Source organism: Ruegeria sp. CG11 (genome assembly GCF_056537245.1).
Genome location: NZ_JBQFRE010000001.1, coordinates 738,659 through 763,092, shown reverse-complemented (window position 1 = coordinate 763,092; position 24,434 = coordinate 738,659). Strand labels below are relative to the sequence as shown.

Here is a 24,434-nt window from a genome sequence, read left to right as displayed (position 1 = left end):
TCAGGAACCTTCTTGCAGCCGTGCGACAGCCATCAGCACACGCTCGGGAGTGGCCGGGGCGTCAAGGAGCGGGCATTCACGGTAGTCGGCGACGGCAGCCACGGCCATCGACAGGGCCTCGAACACCGAAATCCCCAGCATGAAAGGTGGCTCGCCAACGGCCTTGGACCGTTTGATGGTCAACTCGCGGTTTTCCGACCAATCGGCAAGGTTCACGTTGAAGATGCGCGGACGGTCGGACGCCAGAGGGATCTTGTATGTCGACGGAGCGTGAGTGCGCAGGCGGCCCGCATTATCCCACCAAAGCTCTTCAGTGGTGAGCCATCCCATGCCCTGAATAAAGGCGCCTTCGACCTGACCCTTGTCGAGTACGGGGTTCAGCGAGCGCCCGACGTCGTGCAAAACATCCGTGCGCTCTACCCGGTACTCGCCGGTAAGGGTGTCGATCGTCACTTCCGAGCACGACGCACCATAGGCGTAATAGTAAAACGGGCGGCCTTGTCCCTTGGCCCGATCCCAGTGGATTTTCGGTGTTTTGTAGAACCCGGCTGCCGACAATTGCACACGCGCCAAGTAGGCTTGCTTGATGAACGCGTCGAAGGGCAGAACCTCTTGGCCGATATGCACTTGGTTGGCGAGGAAGGCTACTTCCTCAGGGGCGACCTCCCAGTTCTCAGCCGCGAATTTCACCAGGCGTTCTTTAATTTGTTCGACCGCGTTCAATGCCGCCATGCCATTCAGATCAGTTCCGCTGGAGGCCGCAGTGGCTGACGTGTTGGGAACCTTCTCGGTCGTCGTTTTGGTAATCTTGATCCGGCTGAAGTCGACCTGAAACGCCTCGGCCACGACCTGCGCAACCTTGGTGTTGAGGCCTTGCCCCATTTCGGTACCGCCGTGGTTCAGGTGGATCGAGCCGTCGTTGTAAACATGAACCAGCGCACCGGCCTGATTGTACCAGGTCGCCGTAAAGGAGATGCCGAACTTGACGGGTGTAAGCGCGATGCCTTTTTTCAGGATCGGCGATGTCTTGTTGAACTCAATGATGTCCCGACGGCGCTTGCGGTATTCGGACGTCTCTTCCAGCTCTCCGACCAACCGGTCGAGAATGCTGTCTTCGACCTCCTGATGATACGGAGTTATGTTGCGGTCCGTGGTGCCGTAGAAATTGGCCTTGCGCACATCCAGCGGGTCCTGACCCGTGGCATAGGCAATCTCTTCGATCATCCGCTCTGCGGCGATCACGCCTTGCGGCCCCCCGAACCCGCGGAACGCGGTATTCGACACTGTGTTGGTTTTCATCGGATGGCTGTTCAGGCGCACATTCGGATAGAAATAGGCGTTGTCCGCATGGAAAAGCGCGCGGTCGGTCACGGGCCCCGACAGGTCTGCCGAAAACCCGCAGCGCGCAGCAAAGCTGCCTTCAACGGCCTGAATGCGGCCATCGTCGTCAAAGGCAACATCATAATCGATCACAAAGTCATGGCGTTTGCCGGTTGCCGTCATGTCCTGATCCCGGTCAGGGCGGATTTTCACGGCGCGGTTCCACTTTTTGGCAGCCATGGCGGCGACAGCGCAGAAGAGGTTCATCTGGCTTTCTTTGCCGCCAAATCCGCCGCCCATGCGGCGCACATTGACCACAACGGCGTTGGAGGGCACCCCAAGAACATGGGCCACCATATGCTGCGCCTCAGACGGGTGCTGAGTCGAGCAATGTACGACGACATCATCGTCTTCGCCCGGAATGGCAAAGGCGATGTGACCTTCGAGGTACATGTGATCCTGACCGCCGACATTCATCCGGCCTTTGATCCGGTTCGGTGCGGTCGCCTGTGCTGGGGCAACGTCTCCGCGCTCAAGCTTGAGCGGTGCTGTGACATGCGGGTATCCGGCTTCCAGCGCGGCGATCGGGTCCAGCGCATGGGGCAGTGTTTCGTATTCAATCTTCGCTAATTCCGCAGCGCGGCGCGCGATGTCGCGGGTTTCGGCAACCACAGCAAACAGAGGCTGTCCGTGAAACTGAATAGCGTCAGTCGGGAAAACCGGTTCGTCGTTCAGGTGTGTTGGGCTGATGTCATTGGCCCCCGGTACATCGTCAGCGGTCAGGACACCCACGACCCCGGGCGTGGCCAGCACTTCAGTGAAGTCGATGCCCATCAGTTTGGCATGCGCGACGTCGGACACACCAAGGTATGCGTGCAAGGTGCCTTCGGGCTGAGCAATGTCGTCAGTGTAATCAGCCCGTCCTGTGACATGCTTGATCGCGCTGTCGTGGTTCACGTTGGTGTGGGCCGCCCCAATGATGGAAACGTTATCTTTCATCTTTTCGTCTCCCTATTAGGCAGAAGCCAATTGAACGGGGGTGTCGGTCTGAGCGTCGTTTTCAAGGAAGAACCGGCGCAGCAGGTTTTGTGCGGTGAGCATTCGGTAGTCGGAAGACGCTCGCCAATCTGTCAGAGGTTTGTAGTCCTCGGTCAGCGCCAGAGCCGCCGCTTCAAAACTTTCACGCGTCCATGGGTTGCCGTTTAGTGCCGCTTCGGCGGCAGTTGCGCGCTTGGGAGTGGCGGCCATGCCGCCGAATGCGATGCGGGCGTTGCTGATGGCTCCGTCGGCAACCGTCATGTGGATACCGGCAGCCACGGAAGAGATGTCTTCATCACGACGCTTGGAAATCTTGTATGCCGCGTCCAGATCGTTGGGCCCCGGCAGGGGGACATGGATGCTTGCTACAAACTCATCAGGCTGGCGGTCTTGCTTGCCGTAGTCGATGAAGAATTCATTCAACGGCAGCGTCCGGCATTCGGTGCCGCGCCGCAGGGTGATTTCCGCACCAAGGGCAATAAGAACCGGCGGCGTATCCCCTATGGGGGACCCGTTGGCGATGTTCCCGCCGACGGTTCCCATATTCCGCACCTGCCACCCTGCGATGCGATCCCAATAGGAGGACAGGTGTGGCAAGTGCTCGGACAGAAGTTCCTGGCAATCGGTGTAGCTGGCGCCAGCACCGATCAGGAGGAGGGAACCCTGTTTCTTGACCGATTTGAGATCTTCTAGATGACCAGTGAAAATGGCTGGCCCGATGTTGCGCAAGAATTTGGTAACCCAAAGACCCACATCCGTGGCCCCGGCCACGATCGTGGCATTGGGATAGGTCTGCAGACACTCGGCAAGATCATCAACACTGGACGGGATAATGCTCAGGTTGTCCTCTGCTCCGGACACCACACGCCTTCCATCATTGAGGGCAGCCAGACGTGCCGTCATGGTTTCGCGCTCGGTGTTCAGGTGGTCCGATGCTGGGGTGCCATAGCGGCTTACGGCAACGGCTGCCCGGATTATCGGTTCATATCCGGTGCAGCGGCACAGGTTGCCCTGCAGCGCGGTTTCGACCTGCGCTTCGGTCGGCTCGGGGGTTTGCATCCAAAGCGCGTATAGTGCCATGATGAAACCGGGTGTGCAGAACCCGCACTGGCTGCCATGATGATCGATCATCGCCTGCTGAACCGGATGTAGACGACCGTCCGGGCCAGACAGGTGTTCCACCGTCACGACATGACAGCCATCGACGGAGGCAAGAAACCGGATACACGCGTTGACCGGAACATAAGTCAAACCCCCGTCGCCAAGCCGGCCGACAAGTACGGTACATGCACCGCAATCGCCCTCGGCGCAGCCTTCTTTCGTTCCTGTCAGTCGACGTTCCAAACGCAGGAAATCCAGAAGTGTCTGATCTGCTGCGACGCTTGGAACGGACACATCCCTGCCATTAAGGACAAACTGGATGTCGGTGCGATGCGTCATGGTCTTCTCCCTATACCCCTGCCTTCCGGTGGGTGATCGGGGGGACCATAGAAGCAACGATTGAGTCTGAAAATTGCCGGAAACAGCAAATACTTTCAACGAAACGTTGAAAAAGAAAGGGCTATGACGCAGTCTTTCCGTAGTGGGAGGACTAAATGTCATACATCGAAAGCCTGCGGGTCTTTGTCAGAGTAATGGAGCTGGGCAGCATAACGTCCGGAGGACGGGACCTGCGGTTAACACCTGCGGTGGCCAGCAAACGTTTGAAAGAGCTGGAGAACCATTTGGGAGTGCGGCTTTTCAACAGAACGACCCGATCGATGACACCAACCGAGGTGGGAACGGTCTTTTACGATGAGGCCAAGGCGGTTCTGCTGGCGCTCGATCATGCCGAAGCGCGTGTAGCCAGTTTTTCAGATGCCCCCCGAGGGGCAATCCGCATTACCGCGCCGCTGGGGGTCGGGCGGAGAATTGTTGCACCACTGGTTCCGGAATTCTCGGATCGCTACCCGGAAACAGAGATTCGCATGCGCCTGTCTGACCGCAAGGTGGACATCATGGCGGACGGCCTGGATATCGCTTTCTTCATAGGGGAGCCTGGAGACTCCACTATGAAACTGCGGAAATTTGCGGATTGCGATCGCGTTCTGTGCGCCTCACCGGAGTACCTGTCGCAATTCGGTGTACCCGCGACACCGGATGACCTGCTGCACACCCCTCACAACTGTCTGTTGCTGCGTTATCCCAGATCACCCGAATACTTCTGGACGCTCCTCACCGACATGGGCCCGCGAAAACTCGAAGTCCGGGGTAAGTACGACGCAGACGACGGTGATGTGCTGACTGATTGGGCATTGGCGGGTAGAGGGATCGTCAACAAGCCGCGCTTCGACGTTCGGGAGTATCTTGAGGATGGCCGGTTGGTCGAAGTTCTGCCCAAGACGCCGCCGTTACCAACGATTTTTGGATGTCTTTACCCGCACAAAAAGCTTCAGGACCCCAAGATTCGTCTGTTCGTCGAACATATAGCGCAGCACAGCAAACGATTTTTTGCTGAGTCATAAGAAGCATAAAAACTGGGCGTATAAGCCCAGTTTCCCAGCGGTCACCATTTTGGCTCGCGTCTATTGATCCCGAACCTCACGCACCCAAGCGATGATTGTCTGGCGCGCCTCTTCATCCATTTGAACTGCCGATGGAGGCGGCATTGCGTGGCTGATCCCGGCTTGCAGGTAAATCTGGTCGGCCTGGCGGGCTACGTCACCGGGTGTTTCAAGGTAAACCTTTTTCGGGGCCCATTTCATAGTGCCATAAACAGGCTCACGCGCATGGCACATGGAGCAATTGCCAAGAACAGTGTCGTAAGCTTCCTCGAAGCCGGTAGCCGACGCATATTTCTGTTCGTAGGGCGTCAGCGCCCGTGCTTCTGCGTCTTCCCATGTTTCGCCTGTTCTGACCGAAGAAAGCCAAGCGATCACAACCATGAGAATTACGGTGACTCCCCAGGTCCAGTGTGGGCCCTTTCCGGTTGCGTGCATCGTGTTGAAGTAGTGCCGGATGGTCACGCCTGTCAGGAAGATAAGGCTGGCAATGATCCACGAGTACTCTGTTCCGAAGGCCAGCGGGTAGTGGTTCGACAGCATCAGGAACACGACCGGCAGGGTCAGGTAGTTGTTGTGCGTAGAGCGTACCTTGGCGATCTTCCCATATTTGGCGTCGGGCGTCCGACCCGCCTTCAGGTCTTCCACCACGATGCGTTGGTTGGGCATGATCTGGAAGAACACATTGGCGGTCATGATCGTCGCGGTGAACGCACCAAGATGCAAAAGCGCGGCACGACCGGTGAATATCTGGTTGTAGCCCCAGGACATGATCACAAGGATCACGAACAATAGCAGCATCAGAACGGTCGGGTGATCGCTCAGTTTCGATTTGCACATCTGATCGTAGAGCAACCAACCGATGGTCAGTGAACCGCCAGAGATCAGGATACCCTGCCACAGCGCGAGGTCTACTTTGGTTGGATCGAGCAGGAATAGCTCGCCGCCAACCCAGTAGATGATCATAAGCAACGCGGCGCCAGAGAGCCATGTCGTATAGCTCTGCCATTTGTGCCAGGTAAGGTGCTCAGGCATCCGGGCGGGCGCCACAAGATATTTGACGGTGTGGTAGAACCCGCCGCCATGCACTTCCCATTCTTCGCCGTAGGCCCCATCCGGCAGGGCGGGGTTCGGATTCAACATGAGGTCAAGCGCGATAAAGTAGAATGATGCCCCAATCCAGGCCATCGCGGTGATCACATGTAGCCAGCGGACGGAAAAAGCGATCCACTCCCATATAACGGCCAAGTCATACATGGCTTTGCTCCTTAGATTCTATAGTTCCAAGCACTCTAGGCGAGGCCGTTTTATTCTGGTATTGCTGGCAAAGACCAAGCAGTATCAAAAAATGCAGAAAAATGTCTTACCTTGATAACATCAGAACCTTTGTCCGGGTCTATGAACTGGGCAGTATGTCTGCCGCAGGTCGTGATTTGCGGGTCTCTCCGGCAGTAACCTCGGCGCGAATTTCACAACTCGAAGAGCACCTTGGTGTGCGATTGTTTCAGCGCACTACGCGCAGCCTCACTCCTACAGAGCAAGGAAAATCTTTCTATGGGGGGGCGGCTGAAATCCTTGAAGCGGTCGAAAGGGCCGAAGCTCAAATTGTCAACATTACAGAGAACTTGAAAGGCTCACTCTATGTTGCGGCACCATTGGGTGTTGGTAGGCGATTGATCGCGCCCCAAGTGCCAAAGTTTCTTGCTGAATACCCGGAGGTTAACGTTCGACTGCGGCTGACTGATCGAAAGGTGGATCTGACGACCGAAGGTCTGGATCTGGCCTTTTTTTTGGGTCAGCCTGAGGACAGCAATTTACGCATCCGAAAAATAGCTGATGTCGAGAGGGTTCTATGTGCATCTCCGAAATACATCAAAAAACGAGGGATGCCCGCAAGCGGTGACGACATCATTGCAGATGCGCATGAATGTCTTAGTTTGCGCTTTCCTGGTGCGACCGAATTCCAGTGGCTGTTGAGAACAGACACAGGACCAAAACGGTTTCGCGTTTCAGGACGCTACGAGTCAGATGACGGCGACGTGCTGACTGATTGGGCTCTTGCTGGTCATGGTATCGCCCTAAAACCGATATTTGAGGTTGCTCAGCATCTCGGGGCCGGAACTTTGGTTCCGGTGGCAGTAAAAACACCGCCGGAACCAATTCAGATGGCCTGCCTGTTTACGCACCGCCGGATGCAGGACCCCAAAACGCGACTTTTCATGGAGTTCATTATAGAACGCATTGGATCAACGATTGCCGCGACAAATACGTCTCGCTCGGTTGTTTAGCTACCGCGATAGGTGGAGTAACCGAAGGGCGAGAGTAGCAGTGGGACGTGGTAGTGCGAATGCTCGGACATCCCGAAGCGTATTGGAATCACATCCAGAAAACGAGGGTCTTCTGGCGGGGTGCCAGAGGCATCGAGGTATTCTCCGGCGTAGAAGATCAGCTCGTATTCGCCCAGTGAAAATTCGGCTTCGGGCAGTATCTGCTCGTTGGTACGACCATCATCGTTTGTGAAAAGAGTCTTCAGCAACGTGCGATCTGTGCCTTCAATACGGAACAGTTCGATTTTCAATCCTTCGGCGGGCAACCCACGAGCCGTATCCAGCACATGCGTTGTAAGATAACCGGTCATTTGCGCCTCTCCTCAAGCTTTCAAGTTTTTAGTCTGATTTTGTCACAGGAGGCAAAGGCAGTCTGCCCAAAGGCTCCTTCGCATATTTTTTGAAAAACATCGCCGATTATCTGGGTTATCCATCATTTCAAGAAAGAGGAAAGTGACTTGACGCGTTATCCAAGAGACATGACCGGCTATGGTCAGGACATACCGACGGCGAACTGGCCGAACGGGGCGAAGATCGCAGTTCAGATCGTTTTGAACTACGAAGAAGGTGGCGAAAACAACGTGTTGCACGGTGACGCTGCCTCTGAGGCGTTTTTGTCTGAAATTACAGGCGCCGCCCCGTGGCCGGGGCAAAGGCATTGGAATATGGAGTCCATTTACGAGTATGGCAGCCGAGCCGGATTTTGGCGGGTGCATCACCTTTTAAAAGACCTGCCTGTAACAGTTTACGGCGTTGCAACTGCCTTGGCGCGCGCACCGCAGCAAGTTTCGGCGATGACACAAGCCGGGTGGGAGATTGCCAGCCATGGCCTTAAATGGATCGAACACAAGGACATGGGCCCGGAAGAAGAGCGGGCCCAGATTCGTGAAGCGATCCGCTTACATACCGAGGTTACGGGACGGCCTCCGCGCGGTTGGTACACCGGGCGCTGCTCGATGAGCACTATCAATCTGGCGGCTGAAGAAGGTGATTTCGCCTATATCGCCGACAGCTATGCCGACGATCTGCCTTATTGGACAAAGGCTGGCGGCAAGGATCAATTAATTGTGCCCTACACGATGGACTGCAATGATATGCGCTTTGCGATCCAGGCGGGTTACACCAATGGCGACCAGTTCGAGAGCTATCTGAAAGACAGCTTCGACTTGCTGTATGCCGAAGGCGAGGCCGGGACGCCTAAAATGTTGTCGATTGGCCTGCATTGCAGGTTGATTGGTCGTCCGGGTCGCGCGATGGCGCTGAAGCGGGCGCTGGAACATTTCAAAAATCACGACGGTGTCTGGTTCGCCACGCGCGAACAGATCGCTGATCACTGGGCTAAGGAGCACCCACCAATGCTACGTCTGACCCCTTCCGAAATGGATCAGTCAACATTTGTTTCCGAATTCGGCGGGATATTTGAGCATAGCCCGTGGATTGCGGAAGGTGCGTTCGGTCTGGAACTGGGGCCGACTCATGACAATGCCGCTGGCGTTCACAGTGCGCTGGCGAGAGTGTTCCGGTCGGCTACTCCAGAGCAACGTTTAGGTGTTTTGACTGCGCACCCGGACCTGGCAGGTAAGCTGGCCGCGGCTGGTCGCTTGACCAAGGAAAGCACGGCTGAACAGGCCGGCGCCGGTCTGGACATGCTGACAGACGAAGAGCGCGCTACATTCACGGGGTTGAACCAGGCATATACAACCAAGTTTGGCTTTCCTTTCATCATTGCCGTCAAAGACAACACCAAGGCCAGCGTACTTGAAGCCTTTCACCGCCGCATTGACAGTGACCGGGACACAGAATTTGCCGAGGCGTGCCGTCAGGTCGAACGGATCGCTGAACTGCGTTTGATTGAAAAGTTCGCTGCATGACGGCGCATTTGAAGCTCCGCCCACTGACGTCCGAGGCCTTTGCGCCTTTTGGTGATGTCATCGAAGTGGCTGGCGACGTGGACAAATATATCAATCAGGGTAAGTGCGCGCGGTATCATGATCGTGCCGTTCTGGATTTCCACGGCGGGCGCGCTGGTATCAGCGTGTTTCAGTCCGAAGCTTTCAGGCTTCCAATCAAACTGGAAATGGTCGAGCGCCACCCGGATGGCAGTCAGGCGTTCCTGCCTTTGTCGGACAAACCCTTTGTTGTGGTTGTGGCACCCGACGAAGACGGGACGCCGGGGCAACCCATCGCCTTCAAAACTGGGCCCGGGCAGGGTGTGAATTATCACCGCAACACTTGGCATGGGGTGCTAACTCCACTTCATGCTCCCGGGCTTTTTGCGGTGGTGGATCGAATAGGAACCGGACCCAACCTCGAAGAACATTGGTTCGAGGAGGCCTTTGCTATCACGGAATGAGAAACGTTGCCGGAAGAGGAGCCGGTCGACGAATCTCAAGGGCGGAAAGACACAATGACAGATGTATCCATCGGAACGTCGGAACAGCTTCGCGATCCGAATTTTTAGCCACCACTCATTAAAGCGGTGCAATTGGGAATTCAGCATGTGCTGGCGATGTTCGTTTCCAACGCCACGTCAGCCATTATCGTGTGCGGCGCGGCTGGGTTTGGGTTCGGTTCGAACAGTCCCGATTTTCCGCAGATGATCTAAATGATTCAGATGTCGATGTTCATTGCAGGCGTCGCAATATTGCTCCAATCCATTGGTGTGGGCCCCGTTGGTGTCCGGCAGCCCATCGTTCAAGGAGCGTCGTTTGCCTTCATCCCGATCATGCTCCCTTTTGTGGTCGGAAAGGGCGTTGATGCCATTGCCGTCTTGGTGGGCGGCGTGGTCGTCGGCGGTTCTGATCGGCCTGTTGGTCGGATTCGCGGTTGCATTTGTACTTGGCCAAGTAAACATTAGATAATGTTGGCAGCGCCGCACCGTTCGCGCTTCCGAACCCACTGCATTTTGGTATTGAGTTCTCAGTCGTGGCCATCATCGGTTTCTGCGCGATGTCCTTTGTTTCGGTCGTCGAAACTGTAGGGGGCGTATCCGGCATCACCAAAGGCGGTGCCGGACGTGAGGCGACCGACAAGGAGAATAAGGGTGCGACTTATGCCGATGGTATTGGCACCGCGATATCCGGCCTATTTGGCGCATTTCCGAACACGTCGTTCAGTCAGAACGTTGGTCAGATTGCTATGACTGGGATTACGAGCCGTATGCTCGTTACCAGCGGTGCACTGTTCCTGATCGTGTGCGGCCTAATTCTCAAAATCGGTGCGATTATCTCGTCCATCCCGATCGAGGTTCTTGGCGGGGGCGTGATCGTGGTGTTCGGTATGGTGGTTGCGGCTGGTGTCTCGATGCTGTCGGACGTGAACTAGAACCGACGCAACATGGTGATAGTTGCAATTACCCTAAACCTGGTTCTTCCTGAGGAACTTTCGGACGAAGCGACAGAAGAAGTTTCTGTCGGAATGGCAGGTCAGGGCCTGGGGTCCATCGGACATGACAATCACGTCTGATGGGGGTAGGTGAAACGCTTAGTGTCACCACCGAACAAAATGGCGTTGAGCAACTGCGCGCCGCCTTTCAAAGCAAGCCGGGAAGCCCCTACCGCATGCGAATTGGCATAGACCAGAGTATTTGCGCGCCCATTCAACCTTTTTTCCAATGCCAAGTCTGCGGCTGCCTGGGCGAGGATCAAACGATCTGGTGCAAGTTTTTCGCTTTTTGGTGAAGAACACCCGAGTGGTTGAGCTCAGCCGTGTTCTATAAAGGAAAAACCATTTTGGTGGGCAACGTCAGAACCGCGCGACCCACCGAGCCAGCGCCAATTGCCACAATCTGCGAAACCATTCGGAAATATTGTCGGCAATTTGTGAAGCGCTATGGGTCGCGGCAACAGCAATTGCGCCACTATGGTAATCGTCACGAAATTCCAGAATGCCCATTCGGCACACCCGGTATACTTGCTTCTCCGGAATCGCCCCGCCGACCTCAATCGACATCGGTGAGATTGTTGAATCCAAGCTCTGCGTTCGCGCCAAGGTCTGTCATGGGATGTTAATTGAGAGGCACGCGCCCATTGAAGAACCATTGCAAAACGCTCTAGCGGCACCACTCCGTCAGCTTCGAAATTCGAAGGGGCAAGGGTAGGCTTGAGTTTCAAGTTTTCGTCGAAAAGGAATTCAAAAGAAGAATGTAACCTGACAAAGCCGACAGGCCGATATCCCCTCCGCCTGTCGCTATGAACATTGCATTGGGAAGGCGAACACCGACAAGTCGCAATGACAGGTTACCTTCATTGATCCTCAGATATCGACCTCGATCGCGATCCCTTTCTGAACGGCGAGATCAACTACCGATGCGGCAACCGCAAGGTCCTGAAGACCCACCCCGGTGCCATCAAACAGCGTGATCTGATCATCCGATGTCCGGCCCGGGTTTGTACCATTGATGACAGCGCCAAGCTGAGACACGTCACTTTCTTCGATCAAGCCCTGAGCGACGGCGTGTTGTGCTTCGCCGATGGTGATGGATTGTGCGACTTCGTCCGTGAAGACTTTCGCGTTGACCAGCAGGGCCGCCGCGACCTCTTGTTTTCCCTTGGTGTCTGTCCCCATGCAGGCGACATGGGTTCCGGGGCTGACATGTTCCGCCATCAGTGACGGCGCAAATGCCGAGGTGATCGTGATGATCACATCCGCATCAGTCATGCCATCAAGCTCGACGGCTTCAAAAGGAACACCGGCTTCATTGGCAACTTTCTCAATATTGGGCAGCATCTCAGGGTGATAATTCCAGCCGATGACTTTTTCAAAAACGCGCTGTTCCAACGCCGCACGCAGCTGAAAGGCTGCCTGGTGTCCAGCGCCGATCATGCCGATTACCTTGGCATCCGAGCGAGCGAGATGTTTGATTGATACGGAAGAGGCCGCAGCTGTGCGTAGGGCTGTCAGAAGGTTGCCACCAACCATTGCCGAAGGCTTGCCAGTGTCCGGGTCGAAAAGAAACACGGTAGACTGGTGATTGATCAGCCCGCGTTTTTCCAAGTTATTCGGCCAGTAGCCCCCCGCCTTCAGGCCAAGCGTCAGCCCCGCGCGGTCAAACCCGCCTTTGAAACCGTACAGTGCATCTTCATGTCCGATGGCTTCGCGCACGACGGGAAAATTGTAGGCGTCGTTGGACGCCATTGCAGCAAAGACCTTTTCCACGGCATCAAAGGCCGCTTCGCGGGTCATGAGGTCAGCGATTTCACGCTCGGGTACGATCAACATGTGTTTCTCCGTTCAGAATTCGTGCGCCCGCGTGCTTTCCCGAAGGGCGTGCACACGGGCGGCTACCCGGCTACGTCTGAGCCGGACTTTCCTGCATTGTATTGGCCAGCTCAATAGGCGCGGCCGCGGGCGGAAACGGGCCAAACGCATTCGACCTTGCCGTTGCGGACGCCGACATACCAATCGTGCACGTTTGCGGTCGGATCGCAGTGGCCAGGAACAAGCTTGAGCTTGTCGTTTACTTTCAGCACCCCGTTCTGGTCCATGACGACGCCGTGCTCGTCCGAGCATTTGATGTATTCGACATCGTCGCGCCCAAAGACGACTGGCAGACCACTGTCCACCGATTGCGCCTTGAGGCCTGCATCGACGATGGCCTTGTCGTCCTTGGCGTGGCTCATGACACTGGTCAGGATGAAGAAGGCATTTTCCCATTCGCCTTGGTCGATCCGGTTGCCATCCTTGTCCAGGATGCGGCCGTAATCAGCGTCCATGAAAGCATAGGACCCGCACTGCAGTTCGTTGTACACGCCCGAGTTGGACTCGAAGTAGTAGGAACCGGTGCCTCCGCCCGAGACCAGCTCGCATTCAATGCCTTCAGCTTTAAGACCTTCAACGGCATCTTTTACCATCGCGATAGCTGTATCGAGTTTTTCCTTACGCGCTTCGTAGCTGTCGAGGTGCTGCATCGCCCCCTGATAAGCTTGGATGCCGGTGAATTTCAGGTTTTCGGCAGCTTCCACAGCTTTGGCGATTTCGATCACTTCCGGTGTCGTGGTTACGCCGCAACGTCCTGCACCGCAGTCGATTTCGACGAAGACCTCCAACTGAGTGCCGTGATCGACTGCCGCGCCCGAAAGATCCGCGACATTGTCCACATCATCGACACACACGATAATACGACTGCCCAGCTTCGGCAGGCTTGCAAGGCGGTCGATTTTGGCAGGGTCACGCACTTGGTTTGACACCAGAACGTCCTTGATGCCACCGCGAACGAAGACTTCCGCTTCGGAAACCTTCTGACAGCAGACGCCGACGGCACCACCGATTTGTTCCTGCAGCTTCGCTACGTCCACCGACTTGTGCATTTTCCCGTGCACGCGGTGCCGCATACCATGCGCCTTTGCATAATCGCCCATCTTCTTGATGTTGCGCTCCAGCGCGTCGAGATCCAGTACCAGGCTGGGGGTCTGGATATCTGCTTCATCCATTCCGGGCTTGGCCGGAATGTCATAGCCTACTTCGAATTGGTCGAGATTGGTCATATCTTTCATTTCCGTCTTCCTATGTCGGGATTGATGTCTGTTGGGTAGCGGTCACGCATTCAGCCAAGGCAGCTTGTCCAGATCGACATTGCCCCCGGTTATGATGAGACCGACACGCTTGCCTTTGAAAGCGTCCGGGTTCTTCAGGATTGTGGCCAGCGGTACGGCCGAGGACGGCTCCATCACGATCCGCAGGTGTTTCCACGTCAGTTTCATCGCGTCGATGATCTCTTGCTCTGAAGCCGTGTAGATTTCGGAGACGTGGTTAGACACGAAGTGCCAGGTGAGGTCCTTCAACGGCACCAACAGCCCGTCGGCAATCGTTTTTGGGGCGTCATCTGCGATAATGTGACCGGCCTTGAAGCTGCGATAGGCATCGTCTGCCTGTTCGGGTTCCGCCGCGATGATCGCGGTTTCCGGGGCGAGAGTGGACAGGGTCAAACACGTGCCGGACACCATACCGCCGCCGCCAATGGGCGCGACCACTGCATCCAAGCCGTCGGTCTGTTCAATGAACTCGCGTGAACAGGTGCCCTGTCCGGCGATCACTCGCGGATCATTGTAGGGGTGGACAAAATCTCCTCCTGTGGCCGCCTGAACCTCGGCAAAGGTTGCTTCGCGAGAAGACGTCGAAGGCTCGCACTCGGTGATCTTACCACCGTATCGACGTACCGTGTCTTTCTTTGCTTGGGGCGCGGTGCGCGGCATAACCACGTTGCAGGGGATGCCCCGCTTCATCGCCGCATAGGACAGGCACGAGGCGTGGTTGCCTGAGGAATGGGTTGCGACGCCCTTCTTCGCCTGTTCATCATCAAGGCCGAATACCGCATTGGTGGCGCCTCGTACCTTGAAGGCGCCCGGCTCCTGAAAGTTCTCACATTTGAAGAACAGCTGCGCACCGGTCAGTTCGTTGAGATAGTCGGATGTCCGCACCGGAGTGCGGCGGATATAGGGTTCGATCCGATCATGCGCAGCGAGCATGTCCTCATAGGTCGGGATGTACATGTGACAATCCTTCATTATGCAGCGTCCTTCTGAGCGGCAGCTGGATGACCACGGTAATAGTCCTGTGCAGCCGCTACGCCGGAGCCCAGTTCGATGTTCAGGCCCAGGTCAGCCATGCACATTTCAGCGGTGGCGATCCCGGAAAGTGTCATGACATCCGTCAGGCTTCCCAAGTGTCCGATGCGGAACACCTTGCCGGCGACTTCACCAAGGCCAACGCCAAAGGCGACGCCGTATTTGTCGGCGGCGTGGGTTACGATATCCGTCGCGTTGAAACCATCTGGCGTACGGATCGCACTTACGGTGTCAGAATACACCGACGGGTTGGCGGCACAAAGCTCTAGTCCCCACGCACCCACGGCGGCGCGGACTCCTTCGGCAATTCGGTGGTGCCGTGCAAAAACGTTTTCCAGACCTTCATTCAGCAGCATGTCGCAGGCCTGATTAAGACCATTCATCAACCCAACCGCAGGCGTATAGGGGTATGCGTTGTTGGCGTAGCCCTTGGCCATGTCGTGCACATCAAAGAAGGTACGGGGCAGGGTGCCGGTTTTGGTCGCATCCATGGCCTTCTGGCTAAAACCGACGATGGCAAGACCCGCAGTCAGCATGAACCCTTTTTGCGAACCCGTAACAGCGACATCGACGCCCCATTCATCGAAACGAAAATCCATGGAAGCGATTGATGAGACGCCATCGACGAACAGCATGGCCGGATGCTGGGCGGCATTCAGCGCCTTGCGCACGGCTGCAATGTCAGACTTCACACCGGTTGCCGTTTCGTTGTGCGTGGCAAGGACGACCTTGATTTCGTGGTTTTTGTCAGCGGTCAGAATCTCTTCGTAGCGATCAGCAGGCAGACCTTCACCCCAGGGGGTTTCGACGATCTCGACGTTCAGCCCATGGCGCTGGCACATGTCGATCCAGCGGTGGCTGAACATACCGTTGCGGGCCGCTAGAACCTTGTCACCTTTGGAGAGGGTGTTGGTCAAAGCGGTTTCCCAGCCTCCGGTTCCGGTTGAAGGGAAGATAAAGACCTCGGCGCTGTCGCTTTTCAGAACTTTTCGCACACCTTCTCGCGCGGGGTGCAGGATCTGCCCGAACAGCGGTGAACGATGGTCGATCGTGGGCATATCGCAGGCCTTGCGCAGGCTTTCGGGGATATTGGTCGGACCCGGGATGAAAACGGGGTTTTGAAAGCTCATGGATGGTCTCCTTCCGTCGTTGCCCACACAATAAGCCCAAGATGGTCAGCTCGAAATTATTTTGAAAACGCATTTCAAAATCGAGGTAGGTGGATTTACTTGATAGTTGTCAGTGTGTTATATTTTTCACGTTGTGAATTTGCCTTTCACAATTAATCAGAGGGTTTTTATGGATTCGCAAGAAAATGGCGCTGGGACCCGCCGTAAAGCCCGAGGAAGGCCACGGGGATGGGATGACAAAACTGCTCAGAATACGATCAAATCACTGGATCGGGCGATGGAGGTTTTCGAGTATCTGAGCGAGGCGCAAGGCAAGGCATTGACCACACTGTCTGATGAAATGCGCCAGTCACCCGCAACGGTTTATCGTATTCTGGTGACGCTGGAAGGCAGGGGGCTAGTTGAATTCGATCACGACGAACAAGTATGGCATATCGGACCGCGTGCTTTCGTTATTGGTTCGCGCTTTCTACGGCGCACCAGCCTTGTGGACCGGGCCAGACCGATCATGCGCAAACTGATGGAAGCCACGGGAGAGACTGCTAACTTAGGGATTGAAAAGGAAGGCTCAGTGCTTTTCCTGAGCCAAGTGGAAACCCATGCCAGCATCCGCGCGTTCTTTCCGCCAGGAACGTTATCGCCTATGCATGCGTCGGGGATCGGGAAAGCTCTGCTGGCTCATATGGATGAAGAACGGTTGGACAGACTATTGGCCAACGCGCAGTTACAGGCATTCACGGACAAGTCGATCACCAATCCGGCAGCGTTGAAAGCCGATCTTGCAGCAATTAGGGCGCAGGGCTTCTCGGTGGACAATGAAGAAAAGAACGAGGGCATGCGGTGTATTGCGGCGGCAGTCTTCGACATCAATAGAGAGGCGGTTGCGGGGATTTCAGTGTCCGGACCGACAAGCCGGGTCGGTGAGGCTGAAATTGAAAGGCTAAGCCGCCCCGTCATAGAGGCGGCCCATCAGTTAACACTGGCTATTGGCGGAACAGTGACTTAGCCACGGCCCTGAGACGCATGTGCAATGGATAGGCGACGGGTCCCGGTCAAAGCGCCATATGTCTGTTTACATCCTTATAGAGCAAGTAACGGAACTTGCCCGGCCCGCCGGCATAACAAGCCTGGGGGCAAAACGCCCGTAGCCACATATAATCACCAGCTTCCACTTCAACCCAGTCATTGTTCAGCCGGTAAACCGCCTTTCCTTCCAGGACGTAAAGGCCATGCTCCATAACATGGGTTTCAAGGAAGGGGATGACTGCGCCGGGCTCAAACGTGACCACTGTAACATGCATGTCGTGGCGCAAATCGCTTGGGTCGACAAATCTCGTTGTAGCCCACTTGCCGTCCGTCCCGGGCATAGGTGTTGGTGCGATCTCATTTTCGTTGAGGACAAGTATGTCAGGCCTATCAAGGCCTTCTACGGCTTCGTAAGCTTTTCGAATCCAATGGAAACGTAGGATCTCATCCCCTTGGTTTCGCAGAGTCCATTCACATTCCGGGGGCAGATAGGCGTAGCCTCCGGGGGTGAGTTCATAGGTAGAGCCTTCAGCGATTAAGGTCGCGGTGCCTTCGACCACGAACAATACACCTTCGGCCTCAGGCGCAGTCTCGGGCCGGTCAGAACCACCGCCGGGTTGAACCTCCATGATGTATTGCGAAAAGGTTTCAGCAAAGCCGCTCAAAGGACGAGAGATCACCCACAGTCGTGTGTCTTCCCAGAACGGCAGGAAGCTGGTCACAATATCCCGCATCGTTCCCTTCGGGATCACAGCATAAGCGTCAGTAAATACGGCGCGATCCGTCAAAAGTTGATCTTGTCCGGGATGCCCACCATGTGGTGCGAAATACTTGGTGTTCATGTATGCTCCTGAAGAAATGCCGTGTGCTCCAAAATATGCGCTGGGCGAATTGGGTGAACCACCCGTAAAAATGCGACAGCACTATTCGAAAAGTTTTGAAAAATCCGTATTATGCAGGCCGAGTTTAGCAGATTAACTTTGCCTTTGCTGGACAGGGTGGTTGCATAGCGTTTGGGAATGACCAAGCCCGCGCCATTCAAGTACTTTAAAATTGGTCCTGATGCCATCTGCCCTGCAGCAGAATCGTGCATTCGGCTTCCGCTTTCGTTACGGAACGCTTTGCATCACTCATAACGTGCCGTTATTAGAGAGCTTGGTGCGACGGGTAAGCAAAAGACGGGCAGCTGGTTCAACAATCGGGTTGAGAATTCAGACCTCTCATTCCGACGACTAAAACGAGCGGTGCTGCGTTTCAGGTATATGCGGAGTTTGCAAAACTCGTGGCCGTCCACTCATCTGTCTACAACAACTCCAATCAAGAGAGATCCGTCACCAGCCGAGGCACATTGAAGCTGACACGGTTCGCCGTTCTTGCCGACTGGCGCGATCTTTGTACGGCGTAAATGACAGCTCTACTGACCTAGATGAGACTGGTTCGAATCTCTGTCTCCCCGCCACCCATACCCGTCTCACTCCTGTTGTGTTTTCTGCTCCTGAATTATGCCGCAATTCCCGTGAGTTGGCGGCGAGGAGGAATTTGTCATTTGCACCGCAGGGGCCGCGTAATCGGAGCCGCCCGAGGCCGAGAATGCGTTTGAGGTGGGCAAACAGCATCTCGACCTTCTTTCGAAGCTTCATCGAGATGTCATACTAGCGGGTTTTGGTGATGTCGCGGGCAACCTGACGGGCGTCTTCGTGCTCTTCGCGGGTGATGGAGCGGAAGTCCGTGTTCGGGCAGCACTTGGGTTTGCAAGGACACGTCTGGCAGGTGTTCTTCAGCGCGCGGCATTTAGCAACACCTTTGCCTGTGAGGCCGCGATTGCGATCTGAGTAGTGTCGGCGGAACTGCTTCAGCGCTTCGCCCTCAGGACAGATGTATTGGTTGTTCTCATCATCCCATTCAAAGTCGGCACGAGACCAGGTGCCATCAGTGCTGCCAGCCTTATCGATGCCCGGGAAGTGGGGCGCGATCTTTCGATCCACCAACCAACCGAGCATCGGGCCGGAGTAAGAGGTGAACTTCGGCTCTACAGTCGTCGCTGCCCCGAAGGCAGCTTCATCCAAGGTGTCCAAATATGCCTTCACGGCGCGCGGCGCTGCCTCGACATCAATCCGCGTGACGTCCCATTCTTCCTTTGATGCGGAGAATTGTTTGTTGGCGTCAGCTTCGATGAGACTGGCATCGACAGCCATGCGCTGACCACTGACCAAGCCTTCTTTGATGCATCGTGCCATCGTCGCTTCGAACAAGTGGCGCAACAGCTCACTCTCGCGGAACCGACCATGCCGGGTCTTCGAGTAAGTCGAATGATCCGGCATGCGATCATCCAGATCAAGATGGCAAAACCAGCGATAGGCGAGGTTCAGATGCACCTCTTCACAGAGCCGCCGCTCGGACCGGATGCCGAAGCAGTAGCCGACCAGAAGCATCCGAATAAGCAGTTCGGGATCGACCGACGGACGACCAGTATGGCTGTAGAAATCCGACAGATGCTGCCCAGATCAACGAACCGATCAATGGATCGCAACAGGTGATCTTGAGGAACATGATCCTCCAGCGAAAACTCGTAGAACTATGCCGCCTGTGCTTCCTGCCTCGGCCCCATCATTGCCAACCCCTCCTCGTATGAAGGATTGAAACAGCGACTTACGTCATGATCAAACAAGAAGTTTTCAACGAAATATGCCCAAAGCAGACGTCCATGCCGATAAGGGTTAAGTGTGAAATTGATTTATTGGACCTTGATTGATGGCACGCGTCGAGCTTGATGCAAAAACAACTCTTCGCAAATTCTACTTAAATAACAAGGCGCCGCTCAGGTCAAAATGCCTGGGAAACATTGCTCGCAGAAATCGAAAAACAATTCTCGTTGCCTCGTCGCGATCAAATGAATCCGGATGGAGTAGATAATCGGTCCACATGCCTTCCAGCATTGCGAGTGTGCCGTGCGTAGCGTCCCTAGCAACTTGATTAGGGTGTTCGGTTCCGGCTTCTTTTGCAATTCGAGCGAATGCGTTGAAAACCAGATTTCGAAGCTTAGCATCGCGGGTATCTGAAAACGCAGCGATTGCCGCTCTGTTTCGGGCCTCGCCTCGAAACGCGTACCAAATGGAAACGTTTTTCTTATTGAGAATGGCTTCACTCAAGTCGCCCCGAACAATCATCTCAATATGTTCCTGTCCGGTTTGCCCGGTCGTTTCCAACAAGTCATAAATGCCATTGTAGTATTGTTCGGACGAGTAGCGAGCGGCTTCGTCAACCAAGTTGTCCTTGCCACCAAAATGAAGGTGAATCATGCCACGGGAAAGCTCGGCGCGTTGAATGATTTCGCTGACTGAGGTTTCAGAAATCCCTTTCTCCGCAACCGAGTCGAGTACTGCCTCGATCAGGGAAAGGCGATTTCGTTCGCGTATTTCTTGTCGTCTTCCAGTCATGTTGATCAGGCTGTTCTGTTTGTTTTCAGTCTGTTGCGGTGCTTTCTAGCCGCCCTTGTGAAATTGGCCAGCATCGGCTGTGAAAATAACAGTTGACACACCTAGTTCGAAAACTCCAGATTTAAATGGACGATTGTCCATTTTGTAATGAAAGTCGTCACGCCACCGAAAACAAAGTTCAGCAGGGAAGCATGGCCGGAGTACTACGAAGTGAAACGGGCAAGGGCCTGGCACTGAGCGCGCCTGCGACGCTCTATGTCGGCTTGCTTGTGGCCGTGCCGCTTTGCATTCTTGTCGCCTATAGTTTTTGGACCCAGACTTATGTCGAGATTGACCGCACGCTGACCTGGGCGAATTACCAAGAGGCGTTTACAGATCCCTTGGTTCGGCACTTGATGATCCGGTCAGTTGCGATTGCGGGGGCGGTAACACTGGCAACCGTCTTTTTGGCCTATCCTATCGCCTACTTCATTGCATTTCGCACGCAAAAGAAGACGCTCTGGTTGCTGCTGATAACTATTCCTTTCTGGAGCAGCTACCTGCTAAGAGTTTTCAGTTGGAAGCTGATCCTTGGCTTCAACGGAGTGATGAACTCGGCCCTGATTTCGCTGGGGCTGATACAGGAACCGCTGACATTCCTGCTCTACAACGAATTTGCCGTTGTTCTCACGCTAGCTCATGCATGGGCGCCATTTGCGATCTTGCCGATTTATGTGTCGCTCCAAAAGATTGACCGTAGCCTGCTGGAAGCCGCAACCGACCTTGGCTGCAGTAAGTTAGAACGGTTTGTGCGCGTGACACTGCCCCTGACAGTGCCGGGGATCATTGCAGCCTGCCTGATCATTTTCATCCCAACGGTGGGCGACTACGTCACTCCGGCCTTGGTCGGTGGATCGCAGGGCAAAATGGTGGCGAACTTGATCCAAGTGCAGTTCGGCGCCGCCAACAACTGGCCGTTGGGTGCAACCCTTTCTCTGCTGGCCATGCTTTCGGTCGGCTGCGTTGCAATCCTGTTCGTCGTGGTCGTCACCGCATTGGGCCGGAGGATCAGATGACCAAGACGTTACGTATCCCATGGCTGCTGGTTTATGCGATCTCCTACCTGATGTTTCTCTACTTGCCGGTTTTGCTGTTGCCGCTGTTCTCGTTCAATGACGGAACTATCGTGGCCTTCCCTCTAAAGGGGTTCACGTTGAAGTGGTACGCGCAGCTGGGTCAGCAGGACACGCTGCTACAAGCTATGGTGAATTCGCTGATTGTCGGCAGCGTGACTGCCCTGATGGCAACATCACTGGGTCTCTTCGCTGCGCGCGCCTATGTTCGGTATCGTTTCACGGGGCGCGAGTTGTCTGAGGGACTGGTTATGCTTCCGCTGGTCATTCCTGGTATCATCGTTGCCAGTTCGATGCTGGTTCTGTTCATCAGCATCGGACTGAAACCGTCGCTGACAACCGTTATCCTTGGCCATGTCTTTGTGGCGCTGCCCTTTTCCGTGTCGATCATGAAGTCTGCATTTGACGATTTCGACCAGTCCTTGGAGGAGGCCGCGTTCGACCTTGGTGAAAGCGTTGTGGGAACGTTTCGGCGCGTTACTCTGCCAATCGTCGCGCCGGGCATCATCGCCAGCCTTTTGGTCACGTTTACCGTGTCTTTTGACGAGTTCGTCTTGGCCTTTTTCCTGTCCGGGAACAGCCCGACGCTGCCTGTCTATATCTGGAGCCAGATCCGCTTCCCGGCAAAGTTGCCCAACACGTTGGCATTGGGGTCGCTGCTTTTGATGTCCTCGGTCTTGCTGTTGTTGATTGCCGAATACTTCCGCCGCCGTTCCATCCAATCCTCCGATTGAAGCCAAAGGAAACGAACAAGATGAGCGAACAGAACATCATCGAAATCAAGGGCGTTGAGAAGCGCTTTGGAGGTTTTGTTGCTGTGTCCGATCTGAACCTGACCTTGAAAGAGGGTGAGTTCTTTTCGCTGCTTGGCCCATCTGGTTGTGGAAAGACAACGGCCCTTCGCATCATCGCCGGATTTCAGGACCACGAAGAAGGTGAGATCCGGATTGACGGTCGGACGATGGGTGAGGTGCCAGCCAACAAACGACCCACCAACATGGTGTTCCAAAGCTATGCGATTTTTCCGCACCTGAATGTAGGCGATAATGTCGGGTTCGGATTACGCAAGACAAAGCTTTCGCGGCAGGAGATCAAGGAGCGCGTTGCCGAGGCGCTTGAGATGGTTGAGCTCGGCGGTTTGCAGGACCGCAAGGCCAATGAGTTGTCTGGCGGTCAGCGGCAGCGCGTCGCGTTGGCCCGCGCGCTGGTCATGCGTCCGAAGGTGTTGTTGCTGGACGAGCCTCTGTCCGCGCTGGATAAGAACCTGCGCGAAGCGATGCAGTTGGAAATGCGCCGACTGCAGCAAAAGCTTGGCATTACCTTCGTCATGGTGACACATGACCAGTACGAAGCGATGACCATGTCCGACCGGATCGGCGTCATGTTCGCGGGGCGGCTCAAGCAGGTCGATAAACCCGAGGTCTTGTATTCCCAACCCTGTAACCGGGAAGTGGCCTCTTTCATCGGGGGGATGAACTTTCTGGATGCCGAGGTAACGGCAGGGAACCCTGAAGTGCTGGAAGTCAACGTTCAGGGCTTTGGGCAGATGAAAATCGGGGTAAATCCTAACGTTCAGGCGCATGACAAGGAACTTCTTGTCGGCGTTCGGCCTGAGCAACTGGAAATCAGTGCGGAAAAACCAGATGGGTACGATGCTCTTGTTCAGGGCGAGGTTTCGGATGTCGCCTTCTATGGTGAGAGTGTCCACTACTATGTGCGTGTCGATGGTCTGAAAGACAGCATCGCCGTCGCAGTGCCAAACTACTTTCACACGGTCGATCACCGCCGGGGCGATACCGTCTGGCTTGGCGTTCAAAGCGCCTCGGTGATCGATTTGGGCAAACGTGATTCTTTGGGAGGAGAGAAATGAATAAAACAGCATCACTTACAGCAGCAGTAGTTGCCACCTTTACCGCCAGCCAAGCGCTCGCTAATGCCGCTGATCTGACCGTTTTTGACTGGTCCGGATATGAGGACCAGGGTTTCTACGGCGATTATGTCGAAAAGTATGGTGGCGCGCCCAGCTACACCTATTTCGGCAGCGTGGAAGAGGCGTTTACCAAGCTTCAATCCGGATTCGAGGCGGATTTGGCCCACCCCTGCACGGACGCCCTGAGAAAATGGGTCGCGGCGGATATGATCAAGCCGATCGACACCAGCAAGCTGGAGAATTGGGACAAACTGATGCCCAAGATCAAAGAGGTCGATGGCATCACAATCGACGGCCAGACCTACATGGTGCCCTTCGAATGGGGCAACACGGGCCTGATCTATCGCACCGATATGATTTCAGCGGATGACGTTTCGTTGCAATTGTTGATGGATCCTGCCTATCAGGGGAAGGTTGCTGTTCCAGATGCTGCTTCCAGCGCCTTTGCCATGGCTGCGTTGGCAACCGGAGCCTCCAGCTATTCCGATATGAGCGATGAGGAATTCCAGAAAGCCGCGGATTACCTGCGGGCGATCCATCCGAATGTACGCTTTTACTGGTCTGACGCCGGCCAGCTGGATCAGGCAATTGCCAGCGGCGAGGTCACACTGGGTTGGGGCTGGAACCAGTCGGAACTGAACCTGATCTGGAACGAAACCCCGGCGGTTATGATGCGTGATGTGAACAAGGGTATCGCCACTTGGGTCTGCGGCTATGTGCATTTGAAATCAGCCAAACAGTCTGATGAGCAGGTCTATGACATGCTCAACGCGCTGAGTTCTGCCGCCAGCGGTAAGTACATCCTCGAAAGCTGGGGGTACGCACATGCCAACGAAGACGCATTTGCGCAGGCAGATCCGGCACTGGTGGAAACCTATGGCTTCTCGGACGTGGACAGCTTCTTTGACGGCAGCCTGTTCTTCGACGCGGTTAACCCTGAGCTAGAAGCGAAGATGTTGAAAGAGTTCGAGCGCATCAAGGCGGGCTTCTAAGCACTTCTGACCAAACA

General features: G+C 55.2%; 21 protein-coding genes and 3 pseudogenes. 11 read left to right on the top strand and 13 right to left on the bottom strand.

All coding sequences use genetic code 11. The features are described from left to right. Together xdhB and xdhA are read right to left on the bottom strand one after the other, a co-directional pair. Positions 1-2,319: a xanthine dehydrogenase molybdopterin binding subunit gene (xdhB, locus tag ACR0KW_RS03760; RefSeq protein WP_480803796.1), complete on the bottom strand. Its 2,319-nt coding sequence runs from the start codon at positions 2,317-2,319 to the stop codon at positions 1-3. Between the two features lie 15 nt (positions 2,320-2,334). Further along, a complete protein-coding gene (gene xdhA, locus ACR0KW_RS03755) occupies positions 2,335-3,798 on the bottom strand; it encodes a xanthine dehydrogenase small subunit (RefSeq protein WP_480803795.1) in 1,464 nt (487 codons plus the stop codon). Positions 3,799-3,953: 155 nt separating this feature from the next. Here xdhA and ACR0KW_RS03750 point away from each other — a divergent pair, with 155 nt between their 5' ends. Further along, positions 3,954-4,862 carry a LysR family transcriptional regulator gene (locus tag ACR0KW_RS03750; RefSeq protein WP_480803794.1) on the top strand — a complete coding sequence of 303 codons (909 nt, stop codon included), beginning with the start codon at positions 3,954-3,956 and terminating at the stop codon, positions 4,860-4,862. 60 nt (positions 4,863-4,922) lie between these two features. Here ACR0KW_RS03750 and ACR0KW_RS03745 read toward each other — a convergent pair whose 3' ends face one another. Then, entirely contained in the window at positions 4,923-6,155 is a 1,233-nt protein-coding gene (locus tag ACR0KW_RS03745; protein WP_480803793.1) for a urate hydroxylase PuuD, read from the bottom strand. Between the two features lie 101 nt (positions 6,156-6,256). Here ACR0KW_RS03745 and ACR0KW_RS03740 point away from each other — a divergent pair, with 101 nt between their 5' ends. Next, on the top strand, positions 6,257-7,186 hold the full coding sequence (locus ACR0KW_RS03740; RefSeq protein ID WP_480803792.1) for a LysR family transcriptional regulator: 930 nt from the start codon (positions 6,257-6,259) through the stop codon (positions 7,184-7,186). Here the strand turns inward: ACR0KW_RS03740 and uraH are convergent. Further along, positions 7,183-7,536: a hydroxyisourate hydrolase gene (gene uraH, locus ACR0KW_RS03735; RefSeq protein WP_170325580.1), complete on the bottom strand. Its 354-nt coding sequence runs from the start codon at positions 7,534-7,536 to the stop codon at positions 7,183-7,185. The two genes, ACR0KW_RS03740 and uraH, sit on opposite strands and share 4 nt — an antisense overlap. Positions 7,537-7,683: 147 nt before the next feature. Here uraH and puuE point away from each other — a divergent pair, with 147 nt between their 5' ends. The 3 genes and pseudogenes from puuE (at position 7,684) to ACR0KW_RS03720 (ending at position 10,690) form a co-directional block, all read left to right on the top strand. Next, positions 7,684-9,096, top strand: a complete 1,413-nt coding sequence (gene puuE, locus ACR0KW_RS03730; protein WP_480803791.1) for an allantoinase PuuE — start codon at positions 7,684-7,686, stop codon at positions 9,094-9,096. After that, a complete protein-coding gene (locus tag ACR0KW_RS03725) occupies positions 9,093-9,578 on the top strand; it encodes an ureidoglycolate lyase (protein ID WP_480803790.1) in 486 nt (161 codons plus the stop codon). Before puuE ends, ACR0KW_RS03725 begins: the two co-directional genes overlap by 4 nt. 54 nt (positions 9,579-9,632) lie before the next feature. Then, positions 9,633-10,690, top strand: a pseudogene (locus ACR0KW_RS03720) (uracil-xanthine permease family protein). Between the two features lie 279 nt (positions 10,691-10,969). On the opposite strand, the gene ACR0KW_RS03715 reads toward ACR0KW_RS03720, so the two are convergent. The 5 genes from ACR0KW_RS03715 to bhcA all read right to left on the bottom strand — a co-directional run bounded on the left by ACR0KW_RS03715 (position 10,970) and on the right by bhcA (position 15,920). Beyond that, positions 10,970-11,119 carry a hypothetical protein gene (locus tag ACR0KW_RS03715; protein WP_480803789.1) on the bottom strand — a complete coding sequence of 50 codons (150 nt, stop codon included), beginning with the start codon at positions 11,117-11,119 and terminating at the stop codon, positions 10,970-10,972. Between the two features lie 360 nt (positions 11,120-11,479). Further along, positions 11,480-12,445, bottom strand: coding sequence for an iminosuccinate reductase BhcD (gene bhcD / locus ACR0KW_RS03710; protein ID WP_480803788.1), 966 nt, complete (start codon positions 12,443-12,445; stop codon positions 11,480-11,482). Between the two features lie 110 nt (positions 12,446-12,555). Next, positions 12,556-13,719, bottom strand: coding sequence for a 3-hydroxy-D-aspartate aldolase BhcC (bhcC, locus tag ACR0KW_RS03705; RefSeq protein ID WP_480803787.1), 1,164 nt, complete (start codon positions 13,717-13,719; stop codon positions 12,556-12,558). A gap of 42 nt (positions 13,720-13,761) precedes the next feature. Next, positions 13,762-14,730 (bottom strand): beta-hydroxyaspartate dehydratase BhcB, encoded by a 969-nt coding sequence (gene bhcB / locus ACR0KW_RS03700; RefSeq protein WP_480803786.1) that lies wholly within the window; start codon positions 14,728-14,730, stop codon positions 13,762-13,764. Further along, on the bottom strand, positions 14,730-15,920 hold the full coding sequence (gene bhcA, locus ACR0KW_RS03695) for an L-aspartate--glyoxylate aminotransferase BhcA (RefSeq protein ID WP_480803785.1): 1,191 nt from the start codon (positions 15,918-15,920) through the stop codon (positions 14,730-14,732). Before bhcA ends, bhcB begins: the two co-directional genes overlap by 1 nt. 169 nt (positions 15,921-16,089) lie before the next feature. On the opposite strand from bhcA, the gene bhcR reads away from it, so the two are divergent. Then, positions 16,090-16,926 (top strand): HTH-type transcriptional regulator BhcR, encoded by an 837-nt coding sequence (bhcR, locus tag ACR0KW_RS03690; RefSeq protein WP_480803784.1) that lies wholly within the window; start codon positions 16,090-16,092, stop codon positions 16,924-16,926. A gap of 46 nt (positions 16,927-16,972) precedes the next feature. Here the strand turns inward: bhcR and ACR0KW_RS03685 are convergent, their stop codons facing one another. Then, positions 16,973-17,788, bottom strand: coding sequence for a bifunctional allantoicase/(S)-ureidoglycine aminohydrolase (locus tag ACR0KW_RS03685; protein WP_480803783.1), 816 nt, complete (start codon positions 17,786-17,788; stop codon positions 16,973-16,975). Then, positions 17,785-18,039, bottom strand: coding sequence for a hypothetical protein (locus ACR0KW_RS03680; RefSeq protein WP_480803782.1), 255 nt, complete (start codon positions 18,037-18,039; stop codon positions 17,785-17,787). Before ACR0KW_RS03680 ends, ACR0KW_RS03685 begins: the two co-directional genes overlap by 4 nt. 43 nt (positions 18,040-18,082) lie before the next feature. Between ACR0KW_RS03680 and ACR0KW_RS03675 the strand changes: the two are divergent. Next, a pseudogene (locus tag ACR0KW_RS03675) lies at positions 18,083-18,351 on the top strand (IS6 family transposase); the annotation flags it as partial. On the opposite strand, the pseudogene ACR0KW_RS03670 reads toward ACR0KW_RS03675, so the two are convergent. Together ACR0KW_RS03670 and ACR0KW_RS03665 are read right to left on the bottom strand one after the other, a co-directional pair. Continuing rightward, positions 18,278-19,506: pseudogene (locus tag ACR0KW_RS03670) on the bottom strand (transposase). The pseudogenes ACR0KW_RS03675 and ACR0KW_RS03670 sit on opposite strands and share 74 nt — an antisense overlap. 235 nt (positions 19,507-19,741) lie before the next feature. Next, positions 19,742-20,383: a TetR family transcriptional regulator C-terminal domain-containing protein gene (locus ACR0KW_RS03665; RefSeq protein WP_480803781.1), complete on the bottom strand. Its 642-nt coding sequence runs from the start codon at positions 20,381-20,383 to the stop codon at positions 19,742-19,744. A 191-nt stretch (positions 20,384-20,574) separates the two neighbouring features. Here ACR0KW_RS03665 and ACR0KW_RS03660 point away from each other — a divergent pair, with 191 nt between their 5' ends. Genes ACR0KW_RS03660 through ACR0KW_RS03645 form a run of 4 tightly spaced genes read left to right on the top strand, consistent with a single transcriptional unit; the run spans position 20,575 to position 24,417 of the window. After that, positions 20,575-21,438, top strand: a complete 864-nt coding sequence (locus ACR0KW_RS03660) for an ABC transporter permease (protein ID WP_480804193.1) — start codon at positions 20,575-20,577, stop codon at positions 21,436-21,438. Beyond that, positions 21,435-22,229 carry an ABC transporter permease gene (locus ACR0KW_RS03655; protein ID WP_480803780.1) on the top strand — a complete coding sequence of 265 codons (795 nt, stop codon included), beginning with the start codon at positions 21,435-21,437 and terminating at the stop codon, positions 22,227-22,229. The genes ACR0KW_RS03660 and ACR0KW_RS03655 overlap by 4 nt, the downstream gene beginning before the upstream one ends. Before the next feature lie 20 nt (positions 22,230-22,249). Continuing rightward, positions 22,250-23,365, top strand: a complete 1,116-nt coding sequence (locus tag ACR0KW_RS03650) for an ABC transporter ATP-binding protein (protein WP_480803779.1) — start codon at positions 22,250-22,252, stop codon at positions 23,363-23,365. Continuing rightward, entirely contained in the window at positions 23,362-24,417 is a 1,056-nt protein-coding gene (locus ACR0KW_RS03645; protein ID WP_480803778.1) for an ABC transporter substrate-binding protein, read from the top strand. Before ACR0KW_RS03650 ends, ACR0KW_RS03645 begins: the two co-directional genes overlap by 4 nt. The last annotated feature ends 17 nt before the right edge of the window (positions 24,418-24,434 follow it).

Bases quoted from the DNA above. Each gene is read 5' to 3' on its own strand.
- xdhB (WP_480803796.1), bottom strand. From the start codon at position 2,319: ATGAAAGATAACGTTTCCATCATTGGGGCGGCCCACACCAACGTGAAC.
- xdhA (WP_480803795.1), bottom strand. From the start codon at position 3,798: ATGACGCATCGCACCGACATCCAGTTTGTCCTTAATGGCAGGGATGTG.
- ACR0KW_RS03750 (WP_480803794.1), top strand. From the start codon at position 3,954: ATGTCATACATCGAAAGCCTGCGGGTCTTTGTCAGAGTAATGGAGCTG.
- ACR0KW_RS03745 (WP_480803793.1), bottom strand. From the start codon at position 6,155: ATGTATGACTTGGCCGTTATATGGGAGTGGATCGCTTTTTCCGTCCGC.
- ACR0KW_RS03740 (WP_480803792.1), top strand. From the start codon at position 6,257: ATGTCTTACCTTGATAACATCAGAACCTTTGTCCGGGTCTATGAACTG.
- uraH (WP_170325580.1), bottom strand. From the start codon at position 7,536: ATGACCGGTTATCTTACAACGCATGTGCTGGATACGGCTCGTGGGTTG.
- ACR0KW_RS03725 (WP_480803790.1), top strand. From the start codon at position 9,093: ATGACGGCGCATTTGAAGCTCCGCCCACTGACGTCCGAGGCCTTTGCG.
- ACR0KW_RS03715 (WP_480803789.1), bottom strand. From the start codon at position 11,119: ATGGGCATTCTGGAATTTCGTGACGATTACCATAGTGGCGCAATTGCT.
- bhcD (WP_480803788.1), bottom strand. From the start codon at position 12,445: ATGTTGATCGTACCCGAGCGTGAAATCGCTGACCTCATGACCCGCGAA.
- bhcC (WP_480803787.1), bottom strand. From the start codon at position 13,719: ATGAAAGATATGACCAATCTCGACCAATTCGAAGTAGGCTATGACATT.
- bhcB (WP_480803786.1), bottom strand. From the start codon at position 14,730: ATGAAGGATTGTCACATGTACATCCCGACCTATGAGGACATGCTCGCT.
- bhcA (WP_480803785.1), bottom strand. From the start codon at position 15,920: ATGAGCTTTCAAAACCCCGTTTTCATCCCGGGTCCGACCAATATCCCC.
- bhcR (WP_480803784.1), top strand. From the start codon at position 16,090: ATGGATTCGCAAGAAAATGGCGCTGGGACCCGCCGTAAAGCCCGAGGA.
- ACR0KW_RS03685 (WP_480803783.1), bottom strand. From the start codon at position 17,788: ATGAACACCAAGTATTTCGCACCACATGGTGGGCATCCCGGACAAGAT.
- ACR0KW_RS03680 (WP_480803782.1), bottom strand. From the start codon at position 18,039: ATGCACGATTCTGCTGCAGGGCAGATGGCATCAGGACCAATTTTAAAG.
- ACR0KW_RS03665 (WP_480803781.1), bottom strand. From the start codon at position 20,383: ATGACTGGAAGACGACAAGAAATACGCGAACGAAATCGCCTTTCCCTG.
- ACR0KW_RS03660 (WP_480804193.1), top strand. From the start codon at position 20,575: ATGGCCGGAGTACTACGAAGTGAAACGGGCAAGGGCCTGGCACTGAGC.
- ACR0KW_RS03655 (WP_480803780.1), top strand. From the start codon at position 21,435: ATGACCAAGACGTTACGTATCCCATGGCTGCTGGTTTATGCGATCTCC.
- ACR0KW_RS03650 (WP_480803779.1), top strand. From the start codon at position 22,250: ATGAGCGAACAGAACATCATCGAAATCAAGGGCGTTGAGAAGCGCTTT.
- ACR0KW_RS03645 (WP_480803778.1), top strand. From the start codon at position 23,362: ATGAATAAAACAGCATCACTTACAGCAGCAGTAGTTGCCACCTTTACC.